This is a genomic window from Janthinobacterium sp. SUN026 (genome assembly GCF_030397625.1).
In the GTDB taxonomy this organism is placed as follows: Bacteria; Pseudomonadota; Gammaproteobacteria; order Burkholderiales; family Burkholderiaceae_D; genus Janthinobacterium; species Janthinobacterium kumbetense.
Genome location: NZ_JAPQNU010000002.1, coordinates 202,387 through 218,180 on the forward strand (window position 1 = coordinate 202,387; position 15,794 = coordinate 218,180).

Sequence of the window (15,794 nt, forward strand, 5' to 3'; positions counted from 1 at the left end):
AATTCCGCTTGACCCTGTAGCCGCTACAGGGTTTCTAATGGAAGCATACACGAAACCGGAAGGACGATGCGATGCCGCACGATAGCCATAACCATACCCATGCGCACGACCACAAGCATGCGCACGAACCCAGCCCTGCGCCCAAGGCGGCCAGTTGCTGTTCCAGCCAGCATGCGTGCTCGTCCACGCCTGCCGCCGCGTCCGCTCCTGCGCTGCCCAGCGCCGCCATCGCCGGCGCCAACACGGCCAAATACCGCATCGCCAACATGGATTGCCCCACGGAAGAGCGCTTGATCCGCAACAAGCTGGCCACCATGGCCGGCGTCGTGGGCCTCGATTTCAACCTGATGAACCGCGTGCTCGACGTGCACCACACCCTGCCTACACTGGCCACGGTGGAAGCGGCCCTGCACGGCATCGGCATGCAAGCCATTCCCCTGGAGGCGGACGCCGCCGTTTCCCGTAACCCGGACGAAGGCAGTCTCAGCGGCATGCAAAAGGGCTTGCTGGTCGTCTCCGGCCTGGCGGCGGCGGGCGCCGAAGCGCTGGCGTGGACCACGCATGCGGACAGTTCGCCCCTCGTTATCGCCCTGGCCCTGCTGTCGATTGCCACGGGCGGCTGGCCGACCCTGAAAAAGGGTTGGATCGCCCTGAAAACGTTCACCCTGAACATCAATTTCCTGATGAGTCTAGCGGTGTTCGGCGCCATCGCCATCGGCCAGTGGCCGGAAGCGGCCATGGTCATCTTCCTGTTCGCCATTGCCGAGCTGATCGAAGGCTTGTCCTTGAACCGCGCGCGCAATGCCGTGCAAAGCCTGATGCAGCTGGCGCCCGACACGGCGACCGTGGCCGACGCCAGCGGCGCCTGGAGCCAGGCGAACGTTGCCACGGTGGCCATCGGTACGTTGATGCGCGTCAAGCCGGGCGAGCGCATCGCGCTGGACGGCATCGTGCAAAGCGGCGAATCGTCCGTCAACCAGGCGCCGATCACGGGTGAAAGCATGCCGGTGGACAAGGATGTGGGCGATGTCGTGTATGCGGGCACCATCAATGAACGGGGCTTGCTCGACGTCACCGTGACCGCCAACAGCGGCAACAGCACCCTGGCGAAAATCGTCAAGGTGATCGAGGAAACCCAGGGAAAACAGGCGCCCACGCAGCGCTTCGTCGACAACTTCGCCCGCTATTACACGCCGGCCGTTGTCGTGTTCGCCATCCTCGTGGCCGTGCTGCCGCCGCTGCTCTTCGGCGCGCCCTTCATGGCCTGGATCTACAAGGCGCTGGTGATGCTGGTGATCGCCTGCCCGTGCGCGCTCGTCATTTCCACGCCCGTCACCGTGGTCAGCGGCCTGACGGCGGCCGCGCGGCGCGGCATACTGGTGAAAGGCGGACAATTCCTGGAAACGGGTTACCGCATCAAGGCCATCGCCGTCGACAAGACGGGCACCTTGACCATGGGCAAACCGGCCGTCACGGACGTGGTGGCCCTGGAAGGCAGCGACCGCGACGCCATCCTGCTGCTGGCCGCCAGCCTGGACGCCAATTCCGCCCACCCGCTGGCCGCCGCCATCGTCAAGGCGGGTCCGCCCGCGAGCAGCCACTTGCCCGTCACCCAGTTTGCCGCCCTGCATGGACGCGGCGTGCGCGGCAGCATCGATGGACAAACGTATTACCTGGGCAATGCGCGCCTGATGACGGAATTGAACGCCCTGACGCCGGAGTTGCAAGCCATCCTGGCGCGGCTGGAACAGCAAGCCTACACGGCCATGGTGCTGGCCACCTCGGCCGGCGCGCTGGGCGTGATCGCCGTGGCCGACGTGCTGCGCCCGACGGCGGCGTCCGCCATCGCCCGCCTGAATGCGCTGGGCGTCACCACCGTCATGCTGACAGGAGACAACTTGCTGACGGCCCAGCGCATCGGCGATGAAGTGGGTGTCAGCCTGGTCAAGGCGGAATTGCTGCCGGAGAATAAACTGCATGAAATCAAGGCCTTGCAGCAGCAGTTCGGCGTGGTCGCCATGCTGGGTGACGGCGTCAACGACGCACCCGCCCTGGCGCAGGCCGACATCGGCTTTGCCATGGGCGCGGCCGGCAGCGACACGGCCATCGAGACGGCGGACGTGGCCCTGATGGACGATGAACTGGGCAAGTTGCCCGAATTCATCAGCCTGAGCCAGCGCACGCGCAGCATCCTCGTGCAAAACATCAGCTTTGCCATTGGCATCAAGGCCGTGTTCTTCGGCCTGGCGCTGGCCGGCATGGCGACCCTGTGGATGGCCGTGTTTGCCGACGTGGGCGCCAGCCTGCTGGTGGTGGCCAACGGTTTGAGATTGTTGCACAATAGCAAGCAGACATAGTCCCACGCAGAAATATTTCCATCTGGACAATTGCTGTAAAAAACGCTACTTTGGCGCTTGATCTCCACCTTCGCCAAAGTAGCCGATGACCGTTCTGCCCCGCCTCCCCCTGCTGGCTACCTTGCTGGCTACCTCCCTGCATGCCGAACCGATGTACTTCACCCCCTGCTCCGATACGGCCGTGCCCGGCAGTCTGTGCTCGGGTTTGAACGTGCCCGGCAGCTACGACGCCCAGGGCCGCGGCATCGGTGAGCCGGACGCCATGCACGTCTTCGTGCGCAAGATTGCCGCCGACGTGCCTGCCGGCAAGCCCGCCAAGGGCACCCTGTGGCTGGTGGCGGGCGGCCCCGGCGAATCGGGCGCCTCGTTCTACAGCTTGCTGCCCACCTTGCGCCGCAGCTTTCCCGGCTTTGAATTCCTCATCCCCGACCACCGCGGCACGGGTCATTCCTCGCGCCTGTGCAAGGTGGAAGAGTCGGAACGGAGTCCCGGCGGCCGCGCCCTGGCGGGTGCCGAATGGGGCAGCTGCTTTGCCGGCATCAACTTGATGCCGGAATACGCGGGCCAGTTTTCCATCACCATGGCGGCGCGCGACTTGCAAGCCTTGATCGCAGGCGAACAGGGCAAGAACAAACCACCGATGTATGTATACAGTGTGTCGTATGGCACGCAACTGGTCTTGCGCACCTTGCAGCTGGGGCCGCTGCCCGTCAAGGGCGTCATCCTCGACTCGCTGGTGCCGCCGCAGACGGATGCGCGCTGGGACTTGAGCCAGCGCTCGCACGTGGTCAACACGGTCGGCATGCAGGTGCTGGCCCGCTGCGATGCGGATGCCGCTTGCCACGCGGCACTGGGCGAGCCGGCAACAACCCTGTACCGCCGCGTGCTGGACAAGGCGCAAGCCGATCCCGCGCTGCTGGCGAAGATCCCCGGCAAGAACCTGAAACACTTCCTGGGCGGCATGCTCGACGTCCCTGCCGCCCGCGCCCGCATCCCCTATCTGCTGCAGGAGCTGGACCAGGGCAAGGATGGGGAACTGGCGTCCGTGCGCGCCACGTTGACGCAGGCGGCAGCCGGCCTGGGCAGCTATCCCCAGTCGCCGCTGTCGATTCCGCTGGTTAATATCATCAGCAATTCGGAAAACAATCTGCAAGCGTCGCTGCGCCCGGACTGGGCCGCCGCCGACATCGACCGCGACGAGGCGGACTTGCTGTTTACCAGTCCCCTGCCCCGCATCCTGCTGGGCGGCGGCTTGCCCACCTACCCGCGCGACGCCTATTTCGGCGCCTTGCCGGCGAAAGTGCCGCCCACTCTGGTACTGCAGGGTACCCTGGACCCGAAGACCCCGTACGCGGGCGCGCAGGCGCAAGTGCAGGCCTTGACGCAGAACAAGGCCGGCAAGGTGGCCCTGTCCACCGTGCACAACGCCCCGCATTTCATCCTGTGGACGGCGCCCGCCTGTTTTGAACAGGCCAGCACCCGCTTTATCGCCGGCAAACCGGCGCAGGATTGCACGCTGCAGTTCCCACCAACTAACTAAGAGGACGATATGCGCATCACAGGCCTGGCATTGCTGCTGTTATCTTGTTTCGGCGCGGCACAAGCGGCGCCGCCCGCTTCGCCGTCCATCTGCGCTTCGCCCGCACAGTCCGTCCACGAGCAAGGCTTTGTGCCCATCAATGGCATCGAGCAATGGATCACGATCACGGGCGCCGCCTGCGGCAATCCCGTGATCCTGTTCATCCACGGCGGTCCCGGCAATGCGCTGAGTCCCTACGCGGATGCCATCTATGCGGGCTGGGAACGCCACTACACCTTGGTGCAGTGGGACCAGCGCGGCGCGGGCATGACGTATGGCAAACAGCGCCCAACGGAAGAGCTGCCCTTGACGGTGGAACAGATGCGCGACGACGGCATCGCCGTGGCCCGCTATATCGGGCAGCATCTGGGCCAGCGGAAAGTCATTTTGATGGGCAGTTCCTGGGGCTCGATCCTGGGCGTGCACATGGCCAAGGCGCAGCCAGAGCTGTTCCACGCGTATATCGGCACGGCGCAGGTGGTCAATGCGCGGGCCAACGAAACCGGCATGTACCGGGAAGTGCTTGCTCTGGCGCAAGCGGCCGGCGATACCGCCACGGTGGACAAGCTGACGGCGCTCGGCGCACCGCCCTGGCGCGATCCGCGCAACTTCGGCATCCTGCGCCGCTTCGACCGCAAATATGAAGGATTGGCAACGGATGCGCCGCCCAAGCACTGGTGGCAGCCGGCGCCGTTCTACGCCACGCCGCAAGCGCTGGCCGATGCCGAGGCGGCCGATGACTACTCGTACATCCAGTTCATTGGCATGCGCGGCGACGGCATGTTTGCCAAGGTCGACCTGCCCTCGCTGGGCACGCGCTTCGACTTGCCCGTGTTTTTCATCATGGGCGAAGCGGACTTGCTCACCTCGCCCGCCATTGCGCGCAGCTACTTCGACAGCATCACGGCGCCGGCCAAGGATTTTACCGTGGTGAAACGGGCCGGACACGACCCCAACCAGGCCATGCACGACGCCCAATGGACGGTCTTGCGCGACAAGGTGGCGCCCTTGCTGAAGTAAAGCGCGCGGCGCGGCGCATTCACGGCACACTTTCCTTGTCGATCTGTGCCGTGAAGCGCCGCTCGAAGTCCATCAGCTCCGCCACATTCAGGTCCGAGATGAGCTGATAATGCATGCCGGAGCGGCTCCAGCGTAGCAAATGATAGCCTTGCCTGACAGTCAGGCGCGGCGGCGCATCGCGCTGTGCCCCGTCGGGCCAGACATACAGGTTCAGCACATGCTGATGCCGGCGGTACGCGAGGGCGGCGACGGGACGCGCGTTGATGTAGTCGAGGCGCCCGCCGATCAAGGGGAAACCTACTTGCGCCAGATCAACCACGGGTGGAGAAAAGTCGAGCTTGCCGCTGAACCATGGCTTGACCGTGTGCTGGTCGGAGGACGCCACGTCGGCCAGATGATCGGGCATCAGCGAACGGAAATGACTGGCAACGATCTCCTGGTCGAGCCGTTCCGCGTCCGAGGGTACGGACAGATACAGCGCCAGGGTGACGGCCAGGGCCGCCGTGCTGGCGCTGGCCACGCCAAAATTGATCCATGCCCACGGCAGTTGCGCCCATTTCCTGCCGCGCGGGGCTTTCCTTGCCTGCTTGCCCTCTTCCTGCAGCGCCTGGCGCAGGCGCTGCTGCAGGAAAGCGGGCGCGGCATGGCCGACGGCATGCTGTTTCACCGCAGCGCGCAGGGCAAACAGCTGTTCGCAGGCTTTGGCGCAGTCCGGGCACTGGGCCAGATGCTGCGCCAGTTGCGCCATGGCCGAGGCATCGAGCTCGCCATCGGCATAGGCGGACAGCCTGTCTTGTGATTCCTTGCACTCCATGTCAGCTCTCACCATCAGATTGTTTCAGGCGCGCCAGCAGCAGCTTGCGTCCGCGCGCCAGGCGCGACATCACTGTGCCGATCGGGATGCCGACGATGTCCGCAATCTCCTTGTAGGATAAATCGTCGATCTCCTTCAGCACCAGCACTTCCCTGAATGGCTGCGGCAGCGTATCCAGGGCATGGTTGACCGCCTCCTTCGCGTCGGCGCGGGCCAGGATGTCTTCCGGGTTGCCGCATCCCTCCTCATCGTGGCCATGGAGCTCCTCGTCAAAGCCGATGTCAGCGTGTTCCGGCCGGCTGTCGCGCAGCGACGTGTAATACGTATTGCGCACGATCGTCAGCAGCCAGGCGCGCGCGCCGTCGCCATGGTAGCCGTCCATGTAGCGGTAGGCGCGCAGGAAAGCCGTCTGCACCAGGTCCTGGGCATTCTGGTCATTGCGCGTGAGCCAGCGTGCCAGCTTGTAGGCGGCGTCCAGGTGAGGCAAGGCCATTTTTTCAAAGAACCGGGTTTTATCGATGTCATTCAAATCAACACCCATCCGCCTGTCTGGCGTCTCAACTCCCAAGACTCGCTTTGCCTGCCGTTTATTCCCGATATGACGGTTGCGCCAGAAAATAAACCGGCACAGGCGGGAATATTTGCCGCACCTTCGCAGTTATAGCATGTGCAGGCCCCGATTGCATCGGGGCCTGGCAATCGCAAAGCGAAAGGAGTTCAACATGCAACATCCCCGCTTCATCCCTGGCCTGGCCGCGGCCACGCTGATGGCGTTCAGCGGGAGCGCCACCGCCGGCGACGCCATGCACGGCCAGGTGCTCTACAAAACCATGTGCATATCCTGCCACTCGATCGACTACAACGGCGTGGGACCCGCACACAAGGGCGTGTTCGGCAGGAAAGCCGGCAGTGTCGCCGACTACAACTATTCGCCCGCCGTGAAGGCGTCCGCCATCGTGTGGGGCGAGAAAACGCTGGACCAATGGCTGTCGGGTCCGGAAAAACTGATTCCCGGCCAAAAAATGGGCTACCTGGTGCCGTCCGCGCAGGACCGCGCCGACCTGATCGCTTATCTGAAGCAGGAATCCGCACGGGCCAGCGGGGCCCAGGCCAGTAAATAGAGACAGTTGTGCAACCGCCTGCCAGCCATTGCCAGGCATTTCAAGGAGAAACATCATGATGGACCGCAGAAGCTTCATGAAACTGGCCGCCGTCGGCGGCGGCGCCGTGTTCATGTCCGGACTCTACGGGCATGCGCCGGCGGCGGCCGGAAAAACGGCAGCCGCTCCCTACGAGGATTTCTATTTCGTCCAGTTGTCCGACGTGCACTGGGGTTTCACGGGCGCCGCCAACCCCGATGCCCTCCACACCTTCAGGAAGGCCGTCGCCACCGTCAACGCGCTCGAGGTGCAGCCCGATTTCATCATCTTTACGGGCGACCTCACGCATACCACGGACGACCCGAAGGAGCGCCGCCAGCGCATGGCCGAATTCAAGGACATCGCGGCGGGCTTGACGGTAAAAAACGTGCGCTTCATCCCCGGCGAGCACGACGCTTCGCTCGACAACGGCGCCGCCTACAAGGAAAACTTCGGCCCGTCCAACTACGCGTTCGAGCACAAGGGCGTGCATTTCATTGCCCTCGATAACGTCTCCGACCCCGGCGCGCGCATCGGCGACACGCAGCTGGCATGGCTGAAGGACGACCTGGACAAGCAGGCCAAGGATGCGCGCATCGTCGTCTTCACCCACCGTCCCCTGTTCGACCTCGTGCCCAAATGGGACTGGGCCACGCGCGACGGCGACAAGGCGATGGCCCTATTGATGCCGTACAGCAATGTGACCGTGTTCTATGGTCATATCCACCAGGAACATCACCACATGACGGAGCACATCGCGCACCACGCCGCCAAGTCCCTGATTTTCCCCTTGCCCGCGCCGGGATCGCAGGAAAAGCGCACGCCCCTGCCCTGGGACCCCGCCGCGCCGAACAAGGGCCTGGGCTTGCGCGAGGTGGAGGCGGAAGCAAACAAGGACTACAAGCTCACGGAATTTCCCGTGACAAGGAGCTGAACCATGGACCGTGCAAGAAGACAGCTATGTGCAAGGTTGGCCTGCGGTATCGGCGCGCTGCTGACGGTAGCCGCCATCGACGCCCAGGGCGTGAAGAAAGTTGCCTTAAAGGAAAGAATCATCGCCATCCAGGCGAAGAAATTCGTCTACACGCCGAACGAAATCACCTTGAAGAAGGATGAACCGGTCGTGCTGGCGTTCACGGCCATCGATTTCATCCATGGTTTTTTCATCCCGGACATGCGCATCCGCGCCGACCTGCTGCCGGGCCAGGTCACCGAAGTGAGGCTGACGCCCGGCAAGGCCGGTGAATACGCCTTTTTATGCGACAATTTTTGCGGCAGCGGCCACGAGGAGATGAATGGGAAGATCATTGTCACGGAGTAAGGTGGACGAACCATAAAGTTCGACGCAAGCCCCCATGAGGCAAGCGACTTCGACGCGCCGCGCGTGCAAGAATGTTAGACACTATTGCGCGTCGAAGCTTGCCGAGGCCATGGTTGCAGCATTTGACGCAGGCTGCTGTTTCCTCAGCTTATATGAGCGGCTGCTTTCGGCCCATAGCGGCCAGTAGCTAATTTGAGTTTAGGCGATATAGATGCGTAAACGCCATCGAGTTCATTTTGCGCGAGCTATTTTGCAGTCTGATCAGCGAGGGCACGGATTGCGACATCCGCAACTTTTCCCAAGGACTCAAACGCAAATGTCGGCTGTACTGTTAGCAACGGCGTTACGACAAGCAGCATTGCTTTTAAGAAATACATCGTGTCTCTAAAATAGAAAACATTATTTCTTGTGCGATTATTTAAACTGTAATGCTGTGGCATTAGTTGCCATAGAGTATATGAGTAAAAATCAATCCATAAAAATAAGAGAGGCCACTATAACAATCGCAATGCCAACAACAAAAAAATAATGAACAATTTTCTCGCTTTTTGGTGCCTCAGAAAGACGCTGAGCATTGGTTTTTGTCAAGACATCATTGAGTGTAAATCTGCTGTTTTTCTTATGGTCCACGGCTTTTCTCCTTGGAAAATTTTTCATTCCTAAACTAAAAGGTAAAATTCCACGGTGGGTGCATGTTTTCTTATTTAAATAATTGCCAACGAAAAGTCCGCTCTTGGCCGGTTGCCGCCGCTGCCAGGTTCCGCCCCGTAGCGGTCGGTGAGCGCAATGAAGCAGTCCATCGGGCAATATCCGCTATTTGACTCCAACGGCACCCCAGCCGTCGTAATACCCTTTGCGAACTTCCGCCAGGGATTGTAGCGCGCGTGTCGTTGCCTGCATTGCTTGCAACTCTGGCACCATCTTACGTTTGGCGTGAATTTCCCATTGCTTCGCGGTGGGTGGCTGGCCAATGCCTACAATCTCGTATCCCAAGGCTCGGATTTTCTCTGCCGTGGCAACCGCGTCGGCCTTTCGAATAAAGACAAGAAAGAAATCGATGTTATGTACTTTGGTAACATCCGCGCCGTTCTGACGCAGATTTTCTATGACCCGTGCATCCTGTTGTTCGGCAATTGACGTCTGAGCAATGACTGTCGATGCTGCAAACCATGCAATTACCAACGTTGCGCAGCTTAACAAGCGAAGTGGCTTCATGGGAGATGTGCTCTTTCTTGATCTAATATAAAAATGTGCTGGCCACACCAGCTGGCGAGGGCCGACTGTCCGCTTCTGGCCGATAGCGACCGTTCCCGAAGCATAGCCGCCAGGCTCACTTGTATCAAATTTATTAATTTTTGTCTAAAACTATTGTTTTGCGTCCGACCGTTCGTCCAAAACCGAATCCTGCTGGCGCCGCCGCTCATGGCGGCGCCAGCATTTTTTCCGTGGTTTCAAGGGCGGCAATCAGGCGGCGCGGCGTGCCCGCAGATGCAGGTGGCGGATGGTGGCTGCGGCCGCCATCAGGATGGCGGAAGCCGTGGCCAGCACGACAATGAATGCCTTGTCGAAGGCCGAGCGGGCCAGTTCCGACACTTGCAAGCCCAGTTCGGCCGGCAACTGTTCTGCGGCCAGCAGCGCCGCGTCGAGCGTGTCATGGGCATTTGGCAGCAGGCCCGCGCTTTCCGGGATCACCAGCGTGGCGCTGTAGACGGCCGACAAGATGGTGCCCAGCACCGTCACGCCGATGACGGCGCCCAGTTCGTACGACACTTCCTCGATCGAGGCGGCCATGCCGGCCTGTTGCGGCGCTACGTTCAGCATCACGGCGCTGGACGCGGCCGTCATGACGGCGCCCAGGCCCAGGCCCAGGATCACCAGGCTGGCCACTTGCGCCGAGACGGCTGCGTCATGCAGCAGCAGATAAGACGCCATGCCGATGCCGGACAGCAACAAGGAACCCCACAAGACCTTGGCCTTGTCGGCGCGCGGCAGCATGAAACCCGTCAACGGGCCGGCAAACACGGATGCCAGCGGCAGCGGCAACAGCAGCAAGCCCGCCTCCAGCGGCGACAATTCGCGCACCAGCTGCATGTGTTGGCTCAGCGCCAGTTCCATGCCGATCAGGGCGGCGGAAGCCACCATGGCGGCGGCCACGGCGCTGGAAAACGGCAGTTCGCGGAACAGGGCGAAGTCGATCAGCGGCCTGGCTTGCCGCTTCTGGCGGCGCACGAACTTCAGCATGAAGAAGGCGCCCACGGCGAACGAGGCGGCGGCGAGCGCGTACGACGGCTGCGACTTGCCCAGTTCCTTGATTGCATACACGCCACCAAGCAGGCCCATCATGACTTGCAGCGAACCCTTCAAGTCCCACGGCTTGTCGCGGTTACCGGCCCGCTTCGGCAGGACGACGGCGGCCAGTACCAGGGTCAGCAGGACGATGGGCACGTTGATCAGGAAGACGGAACCCCACCAGTAGTGTTCCATCAGGAAACCGCCCAGCACGGGGCCGAATGCGGCGCCGCCCGAGGCGATGGCCGCCCACACGCCGATGGCGAACGAGCGTTCGCGGTTGTCCGTAAAGGTCAGGCGGATGATGGACAAGGTGGCCGGCATCATCAGCGCGGCGCCGATGGCCAGCAGCACGCGGGCAAAGATCAGCCACTCCGGCGCGGGCGAAAACGCGGCGCACAGCGAGGCGACGCCGAACACGGCCAGGCCGGCGAGGAAAACGGGTTTGTGGCTCAAGCGGTCACCGAGGGTGCCGAGGCCTGGCAATAAGCCTGAGACGACCAGCGCGTACACGTTGATGATCCACAGTTTTTGCGAGGAAGTGGCCTGCAAGTCGCGCGTCAGCGCGGGCAAGGCGGTGTAGAGCACGGTCATGTCGACCACGATGAGGAACAAGGCGCTGGAGACGATGGCCAGCGTCAGCCATTTTTTCATTGGATGCATAAACAACTCATGGATTTTAGTGTAACTTTTAACAACTATCGGTATGGATGAATTTGGTGCTGCGCAAATATTTACGTTCCAGGCTGCCACGGGCCTGGGCTGGTCGGGGGCGGCGGGCGTCAGCCACGGTCGCCATCCTTGTCATCCACGGCGGCCGTCACTTCCGGCGCGTCGAGTTCGCGCAGCATGACGACGGACACTTGCTTGAAGCCGCGGCCCTTGAAGAAGGTCTGCGCCGTCAGGTTGTGCGCGCCGCATTCGAGGAACAGGCGGGCGATGCCGTGGCTGCGCAATTCGCCAGCTACCCACTCCACCAGCTGGCTGCCGATGCCGCTGCCGCGCACGGAAGGCAGCAGGACCAGGTCGTCCAGCGCGGCGAACGATTTCGAAGCGCGCTGGCGCGTGTCGATGGAAACCAACGCCATGCCGACGATGGCCTCGCCCGAGGTGGCGACGGCCAGCAGGGTCGAATCGCCATGCGCCCAGTCGTGCGACAGGGCGGCGCGGATTTCGCCGCGTATGACCTCAGGCAAGTCCGCGCGCCAGTTGCCGGGCGCATCGGCACGCTCGCCCTGCAGCTCCGAATGGGAGATGTAGTCGGCGCTGACGTTGTCGAGGTAGAGCTGGCACAGCGCATCTTCGGCGGTGGCGTCGTGGCACCAGCTGAAGCTGATGGCGGGGGTATAGGCTTGAGCGTTTTTCATGGCGGATCTCGTGTTGTTGAAAATGTAAATGCATTTTATGTCGCCCCTGAATGGCATTCAAGTTAAAATCCATCTGTAAAACAGATAGGTGGATGCCATGCAATGGACTTTGGAACAAATGCGCTACTTCGAGGCGGCCGTCGCGGCCGGCTCTTTCTCGGGCGCGGCGCGCCGGCTGGGCCGCGCGCAATCGGTGGTCAGCACCTCGATCGGTCTGCTGGAAGCGGAGTTCGGCGTTGAACTGTTCGACCGTTCGCGCCGCAGCGCCGTGCTGACGGAAGCGGGCAAGGTGATGCACCTTGAAGCGTGCGAACTGCTGCGCCAGGCCGAGCGCCTGCAGCTGCGCGCCCAGTTGCTGAGCGAGGCGCCGGAAGCGCAGCTGACCCTGGCCCTGGACGAAGCCCTGCCCTACTTGGCCATCAGCACGCTGGTGAAGGAATTGGCGGCGCGCTACCCGGCGCTGGAACTGGTGATGCTCAACGCCACGGCGTCGGAAGTGGCGCAGTACGTGGAGCAGCAGCAAGCGGACGTGGCCTTCCACTTCGACCGCGGCCCCATCTCGCCCGTGCTGGAACAGCAGCACATCGGCAGCGTGGCGCAAGGCGTGTTCGTCGCCAAAGGCCACCCTATGGCCCACGGCCAGGAAGTGAGCCGCAACGAGCTGACCCGCTACCGCCAGCTGATCATGGATTCAGAGCTCAACCGCGAACACGCGTTCAGCCCCGCCGTCTGGTTTTCCGACAGTTTCTACAGCATCGCGGAAATGGTCGCGGACGAGCTGGGCTGGGCAATTCTGCCCCTGAACATCGCCAATTACGACAACTACAAGGGATATCTGCAGGAAGTGCCCTGCCCTGCGCTGGCCCTGTCGCGCCTGCCCGTGCGGCGCTTATCGATACATGGGAAAAAGCTGAGCGAGACGAGTTTGTGGCTGACGACCAGGTTGGCAGAGTTGCTATTGGATGGGCCGAGGGGGTGAGTGCATGCAAGTCAGTGCAGGAATGTTGAGGCTTTTATGATAAATAGAAGCCAGTTCCTGAGTGCTGATCCGGCACGGCAAGGAGGCGGAGCTTCAAGGTCGAGGTGTGGCACAATCCTGAATGGTCTGAACTTGAATGATCAAAGATGGCAGCATGAAATGACGGGCGCTGGCATCTTTATTGACACTAGCGACATTTGCTAGCCAAGGGAAATGATGAGTATTGAAATAGTTGATGTGGAAAATGTATTGAAGGATTTTATTCTGGCCATGAATGGTTGGGAACTTCATTACTACCCCGAGGTGCGAGAGAAAGGGCTGATTACTCTCAAAGAAAAAATGAAGCAGGATCTTGATGCTATTTTTAATTGCTTTTGCACCAAAAAAGAAAGAAAACAAGGTCGCCAGATGTCATTGCTCTGCAGCGATCCTCCTGAATACTCACCCACCGAAATATTTTTAAATTCATGCATCTCAGGAAGTAAAGCTGTCATTTCCACGCAGCAGACTTCGGGATTCAAGAATAGATACAGATATACATTTGGTCTTAAAAACCAGCAATGGTTTATTGATAAAAAAGAATGGCTTGATGAAGAGGAAGGCATGGAGCGTTGGCGACCGGCGTATCTTTAGTCGCGTTCGCTCAAGCTTGCGCCAATGCGGGCCACGCGATGACGATCAACGCAGTCCTCGCTTCCGAGGGACGCCAGCAATCACAACGAGCGCGGTATCGTCCGCACCAGGAAAAGAATGAGTATTAACACCAAACTGAAAAAACTCGAAGATAAGGCCATGGCCAAAGGCGAGTATGCGGTCGCCGCAGCCGCAGCCCATCTGTTGCAGGATATTGGCTGCGTGGACAAGCAGATTAACCTGGTCGGGGCGCTGCACGAAGTCGGCTATCTGCAAAATTCATTTTCTCCATACTGGAAAGAATTCAGAACTGATGAATCGGCATGGATAGAACGCTGTTTGGCCAGGCTTGTCACTGCTGATCATGATTATTGGGCGCTTGCCGCGCTTCTGGGCTGCAATGGTCCAACAACCATCAGCATCGCCATTGGCCAGGGTTTCAAATCCGCTGCAACAAGGCTTTACGAACGTTTTGACAAACCCAAGGTCCATGTCGATACTTTATATTTGACAGCTAATGGAGAAGTGCTGCATCCCGTATTGGAAGTCGGCTATGACATCAAAGACATGAAAACTGTCGACATGGGAAGAGCACGGGCACTTAATCTGAAGAATAAACAATGGAAGCCAGGCGATCGTATGGGCGACGGCGGACTGTCACTTTCCATGCAGGCCAAACTTCCGCATGGCGCATGGCGCTCGGTATGGACGGCTTTTAAAACATGGGATGCATGACGACATGATGAATTGCAGGACAGTCAATGCATGGCTGGAAATGGCGCAAGACGACGAAGTGTTCATTGATGCCGACGACATCAACCGCGAAGCGATGGAGAACATGTGGAGCTTTTCGCCCACGGACGAAGAAACGCCGCACATAGAAGCCACGGATATCGTTGCATTCATCGAGGAATTGATCGCGGCACGCCGCAGCGCACTTGTTGGCGAGCAGATGCTGTTCTATTGCTGGCACGATGCGCAGTGCCGCCAGTTGCGCTTCAGCCTCGTGTCGCGCTCGCATGGCCGGCTGCCGTTTCGCCGCGAGGTGCGCGAAACGCAGGATTTGTCTCTGATCGCCGACCGCGTGGTGAACGGGGACTGGCGCAACGAAGATTTCATGCAGGCTCCGTCGGAGGAAGGCGATGCGCAAGAGTCGCCGCCGTTCATCCTGCCCGTATTTGTCGTGCCCGTGCCGTAGGAATCGGCGCGGCACGGGGTCTTCACGTCATTTACGCCTGAAAACGCGCGGGCCGGCAAGCTTCCAGGGCTGACGCTGGCTGTCCATCGACGATTTCCCCGCTGGCAAGCTGACCCACGATGCCTGCCAGCACGACGCCCGGATGCATGGCGCACACGTACGCGCCTTCGACCTGCGGCAAGTAGCCGATGATGGGCACGCCATCGACGGGCATGGGGCGCAGGCCGATGCAGGCGTACTCCGGCGTGATGGCCTCGGCTCCTTCCAGTTCCTTGCGGATCGCGCTGGCCGTGCGCTGCGCCATGGCGGCCGGCTGGTTTTCCGGGGTGTCGTCCACATAATCTTCCGCCGCCAGCATGGCGCCATCTTCGTCTTGCCGCACTTCCATGGCATGGCTGGAAATGATGCCGCGCACCAAGCCGGGTGGCGCCTGGTAGCGCAGGAAGATGGCGGGCGAGGCGTGGATGGGCAGGCTGGCGCCCAGCTGCTCCGCCAGCGCGGCAATGGCGGTGCCTGCCGCCAGCACGATCACGTCCGCATCGATGAGGCCAGCGGCCGTTTCCACGCCCGTCACCTTCCCGTCCTGGATGGCAAAGCCCAGCACGGGCGTGTGCGTGCGGACCGTCGCACCGAGCGCCCGGGCCGCTGCCAGCAAGGCTTGCGTCGCGGCGACGGCGTCGAGGGCGCCCTGCTCCGGTTCGTACAGCGCCTGTTGCGGCGGTTGCCGCAGCTGCGGTTCCAGCTGGGCAATGCGGGTACGGTCGATCACCATGCACGAGGGAGAAACGCGCCCATCCTGCGTGCCATACGACAAGGCGCCATGCCAGCGCACCGTCAAGCCGGGCACCTGCGTTTCCAGCCAGCGCCAGGCGGCGATGGCGCCGCCGCGCAGGGCCGCGATGGGATCAACCCCCGCGCAGGACGCGTTAAGCCAGGCAAATGAAGTGCCCGTCACGCCGGAAGCGATGCCGCCCGCCTCGACGACGGTGACTTGCGCCCCCTTGCTGGCCAGGTGGTAGGCGAGCGATGCGCCGACGATGCCGGCGCCGATGACGACGATGCGTTTTGAGGTTTCTTGATTCATATCTGGCAAGTTTG

The 15,794-nt window shown here is 61.2% G+C and carries 17 protein-coding genes; 10 read left to right on the top strand and 7 right to left on the bottom strand.

Annotation, left to right across the window (positions count from 1 at the left end; genetic code table 11):
* Positions 1 to 71 precede the first annotated feature (71 nt).
* The 3 genes from OX459_RS10715 (at position 72) to OX459_RS10725 (ending at position 4,956) form a co-directional block, all read left to right on the top strand.
* Positions 72 to 2,357 carry a heavy metal translocating P-type ATPase gene (locus tag OX459_RS10715; RefSeq protein ID WP_289904984.1) on the top strand — a complete coding sequence of 762 codons (2,286 nt, stop codon included), beginning with the start codon at positions 72 to 74 and terminating at the stop codon, positions 2,355 to 2,357.
* Positions 2,358 to 2,442: 85 nt separating this feature from the next.
* Positions 2,443 to 3,897, top strand: a complete 1,455-nt coding sequence (locus tag OX459_RS10720) for an alpha/beta fold hydrolase (RefSeq protein WP_289904985.1) — start codon at positions 2,443 to 2,445, stop codon at positions 3,895 to 3,897.
* Between the two features lie 9 nt (positions 3,898 to 3,906).
* Complete coding sequence (locus OX459_RS10725; protein WP_289904986.1) at positions 3,907 to 4,956, top strand: alpha/beta hydrolase; 1,050 nt, start codon at positions 3,907 to 3,909, stop codon at positions 4,954 to 4,956.
* 19 nt (positions 4,957 to 4,975) lie between these two features.
* Here OX459_RS10725 and OX459_RS10730 read toward each other — a convergent pair whose 3' ends face one another.
* Together OX459_RS10730 and OX459_RS10735 are read right to left on the bottom strand one after the other, a co-directional pair.
* Complete coding sequence (locus tag OX459_RS10730; RefSeq protein ID WP_289904987.1) at positions 4,976 to 5,785, bottom strand: anti-sigma factor; 810 nt, start codon at positions 5,783 to 5,785, stop codon at positions 4,976 to 4,978.
* Positions 5,772 to 6,263 carry a sigma-70 family RNA polymerase sigma factor gene (locus OX459_RS10735; RefSeq protein WP_289904988.1) on the bottom strand — a complete coding sequence of 164 codons (492 nt, stop codon included), beginning with the start codon at positions 6,261 to 6,263 and terminating at the stop codon, positions 5,772 to 5,774. The genes OX459_RS10730 and OX459_RS10735 overlap by 14 nt, the downstream gene beginning before the upstream one ends.
* Positions 6,264 to 6,492: 229 nt before the next feature.
* Here OX459_RS10735 and OX459_RS10740 point away from each other — a divergent pair, with 229 nt between their 5' ends.
* From OX459_RS10740 to OX459_RS10750, 3 genes are read left to right on the top strand one after another with little or no spacing between them, the layout of a single operon-like run.
* Positions 6,493 to 6,891 carry a c-type cytochrome gene (locus OX459_RS10740; protein WP_289904989.1) on the top strand — a complete coding sequence of 133 codons (399 nt, stop codon included), beginning with the start codon at positions 6,493 to 6,495 and terminating at the stop codon, positions 6,889 to 6,891.
* Positions 6,892 to 6,949: 58 nt separating this feature from the next.
* Positions 6,950 to 7,843 carry a metallophosphoesterase gene (locus tag OX459_RS10745; protein WP_289905584.1) on the top strand — a complete coding sequence of 298 codons (894 nt, stop codon included), beginning with the start codon at positions 6,950 to 6,952 and terminating at the stop codon, positions 7,841 to 7,843.
* A 3-nt stretch (positions 7,844 to 7,846) separates the two neighbouring features.
* A complete protein-coding gene (locus tag OX459_RS10750; protein WP_289904990.1) occupies positions 7,847 to 8,230 on the top strand; it encodes a cupredoxin domain-containing protein in 384 nt (127 codons plus the stop codon).
* Between the two features lie 468 nt (positions 8,231 to 8,698).
* Here OX459_RS10750 and OX459_RS10755 read toward each other — a convergent pair whose 3' ends face one another.
* The 4 genes from OX459_RS10755 to OX459_RS10770 form a co-directional block, all read right to left on the bottom strand.
* Complete coding sequence (locus tag OX459_RS10755; protein ID WP_289904991.1) at positions 8,699 to 8,860, bottom strand: hypothetical protein; 162 nt, start codon at positions 8,858 to 8,860, stop codon at positions 8,699 to 8,701.
* Positions 8,861 to 9,043: 183 nt separating this feature from the next.
* Positions 9,044 to 9,445, bottom strand: coding sequence for a ribonuclease E inhibitor RraB (locus OX459_RS10760; RefSeq protein WP_289904992.1), 402 nt, complete (start codon positions 9,443 to 9,445; stop codon positions 9,044 to 9,046).
* 249 nt (positions 9,446 to 9,694) lie between these two features.
* The gene (locus tag OX459_RS10765) at positions 9,695 to 11,173 is read right to left on the bottom strand and encodes an MFS transporter (protein ID WP_289905585.1); all 1,479 of its coding nucleotides are present in this window, start codon (positions 11,171 to 11,173) and stop codon (positions 9,695 to 9,697) included.
* A gap of 128 nt (positions 11,174 to 11,301) precedes the next feature.
* Entirely contained in the window at positions 11,302 to 11,886 is a 585-nt protein-coding gene (locus tag OX459_RS10770) for a GNAT family N-acetyltransferase (RefSeq protein ID WP_289904993.1), read from the bottom strand.
* 97 nt (positions 11,887 to 11,983) lie between these two features.
* Here OX459_RS10770 and OX459_RS10775 point away from each other — a divergent pair, with 97 nt between their 5' ends.
* From OX459_RS10775 to OX459_RS10790, 4 genes are all read left to right on the top strand, one after another.
* Positions 11,984 to 12,865 (top strand): LysR family transcriptional regulator, encoded by an 882-nt coding sequence (locus OX459_RS10775; protein ID WP_180278791.1) that lies wholly within the window; start codon positions 11,984 to 11,986, stop codon positions 12,863 to 12,865.
* Between the two features lie 213 nt (positions 12,866 to 13,078).
* Positions 13,079 to 13,498 (top strand): NTF2 fold immunity protein, encoded by a 420-nt coding sequence (locus OX459_RS10780; protein ID WP_289904994.1) that lies wholly within the window; start codon positions 13,079 to 13,081, stop codon positions 13,496 to 13,498.
* A 117-nt stretch (positions 13,499 to 13,615) separates the two neighbouring features.
* Positions 13,616 to 14,233: a hypothetical protein gene (locus tag OX459_RS10785; protein WP_099668002.1), complete on the top strand. Its 618-nt coding sequence runs from the start codon at positions 13,616 to 13,618 to the stop codon at positions 14,231 to 14,233.
* Positions 14,234 to 14,237: 4 nt separating this feature from the next.
* Positions 14,238 to 14,696 (top strand): hypothetical protein, encoded by a 459-nt coding sequence (locus tag OX459_RS10790; RefSeq protein WP_289904995.1) that lies wholly within the window; start codon positions 14,238 to 14,240, stop codon positions 14,694 to 14,696.
* A gap of 31 nt (positions 14,697 to 14,727) precedes the next feature.
* Here OX459_RS10790 and OX459_RS10795 read toward each other — a convergent pair whose 3' ends face one another.
* Positions 14,728 to 15,780, bottom strand: a complete 1,053-nt coding sequence (locus OX459_RS10795; RefSeq protein ID WP_289904996.1) for an FAD-binding oxidoreductase — start codon at positions 15,778 to 15,780, stop codon at positions 14,728 to 14,730.
* Between the last annotated feature and the right edge of the window lie 14 nt (positions 15,781 to 15,794).

Excerpts from the sequence above, each read along its gene's own strand:
- OX459_RS10765 (WP_289905585.1), bottom strand. The coding sequence starts at position 11,173 with ATGAAAAAATGGCTGACGCTGGCCATCGTCTCCAGCGCCTTGTTCCTC.
- OX459_RS10735 (WP_289904988.1), bottom strand. The coding sequence starts at position 6,263 with ATGGCCTTGCCTCACCTGGACGCCGCCTACAAGCTGGCACGCTGGCTC.
- OX459_RS10725 (WP_289904986.1), top strand. The coding sequence starts at position 3,907 with ATGCGCATCACAGGCCTGGCATTGCTGCTGTTATCTTGTTTCGGCGCG.
- OX459_RS10745 (WP_289905584.1), top strand. The coding sequence starts at position 6,950 with ATGGACCGCAGAAGCTTCATGAAACTGGCCGCCGTCGGCGGCGGCGCC.
- OX459_RS10775 (WP_180278791.1), top strand. The coding sequence starts at position 11,984 with ATGCAATGGACTTTGGAACAAATGCGCTACTTCGAGGCGGCCGTCGCG.
- OX459_RS10715 (WP_289904984.1), top strand. The coding sequence starts at position 72 with ATGCCGCACGATAGCCATAACCATACCCATGCGCACGACCACAAGCAT.
- OX459_RS10785 (WP_099668002.1), top strand. The coding sequence starts at position 13,616 with ATGAGTATTAACACCAAACTGAAAAAACTCGAAGATAAGGCCATGGCC.
- OX459_RS10770 (WP_289904993.1), bottom strand. The coding sequence starts at position 11,886 with ATGAAAAACGCTCAAGCCTATACCCCCGCCATCAGCTTCAGCTGGTGC.
- OX459_RS10760 (WP_289904992.1), bottom strand. The coding sequence starts at position 9,445 with ATGAAGCCACTTCGCTTGTTAAGCTGCGCAACGTTGGTAATTGCATGG.
- OX459_RS10780 (WP_289904994.1), top strand. The coding sequence starts at position 13,079 with ATGATGAGTATTGAAATAGTTGATGTGGAAAATGTATTGAAGGATTTT.
- OX459_RS10740 (WP_289904989.1), top strand. The coding sequence starts at position 6,493 with ATGCAACATCCCCGCTTCATCCCTGGCCTGGCCGCGGCCACGCTGATG.
- OX459_RS10750 (WP_289904990.1), top strand. The coding sequence starts at position 7,847 with ATGGACCGTGCAAGAAGACAGCTATGTGCAAGGTTGGCCTGCGGTATC.
- OX459_RS10730 (WP_289904987.1), bottom strand. The coding sequence starts at position 5,785 with ATGGTGAGAGCTGACATGGAGTGCAAGGAATCACAAGACAGGCTGTCC.
- OX459_RS10795 (WP_289904996.1), bottom strand. The coding sequence starts at position 15,780 with ATGAATCAAGAAACCTCAAAACGCATCGTCGTCATCGGCGCCGGCATC.
- OX459_RS10790 (WP_289904995.1), top strand. The coding sequence starts at position 14,238 with ATGATGAATTGCAGGACAGTCAATGCATGGCTGGAAATGGCGCAAGAC.
- OX459_RS10720 (WP_289904985.1), top strand. The coding sequence starts at position 2,443 with ATGACCGTTCTGCCCCGCCTCCCCCTGCTGGCTACCTTGCTGGCTACC.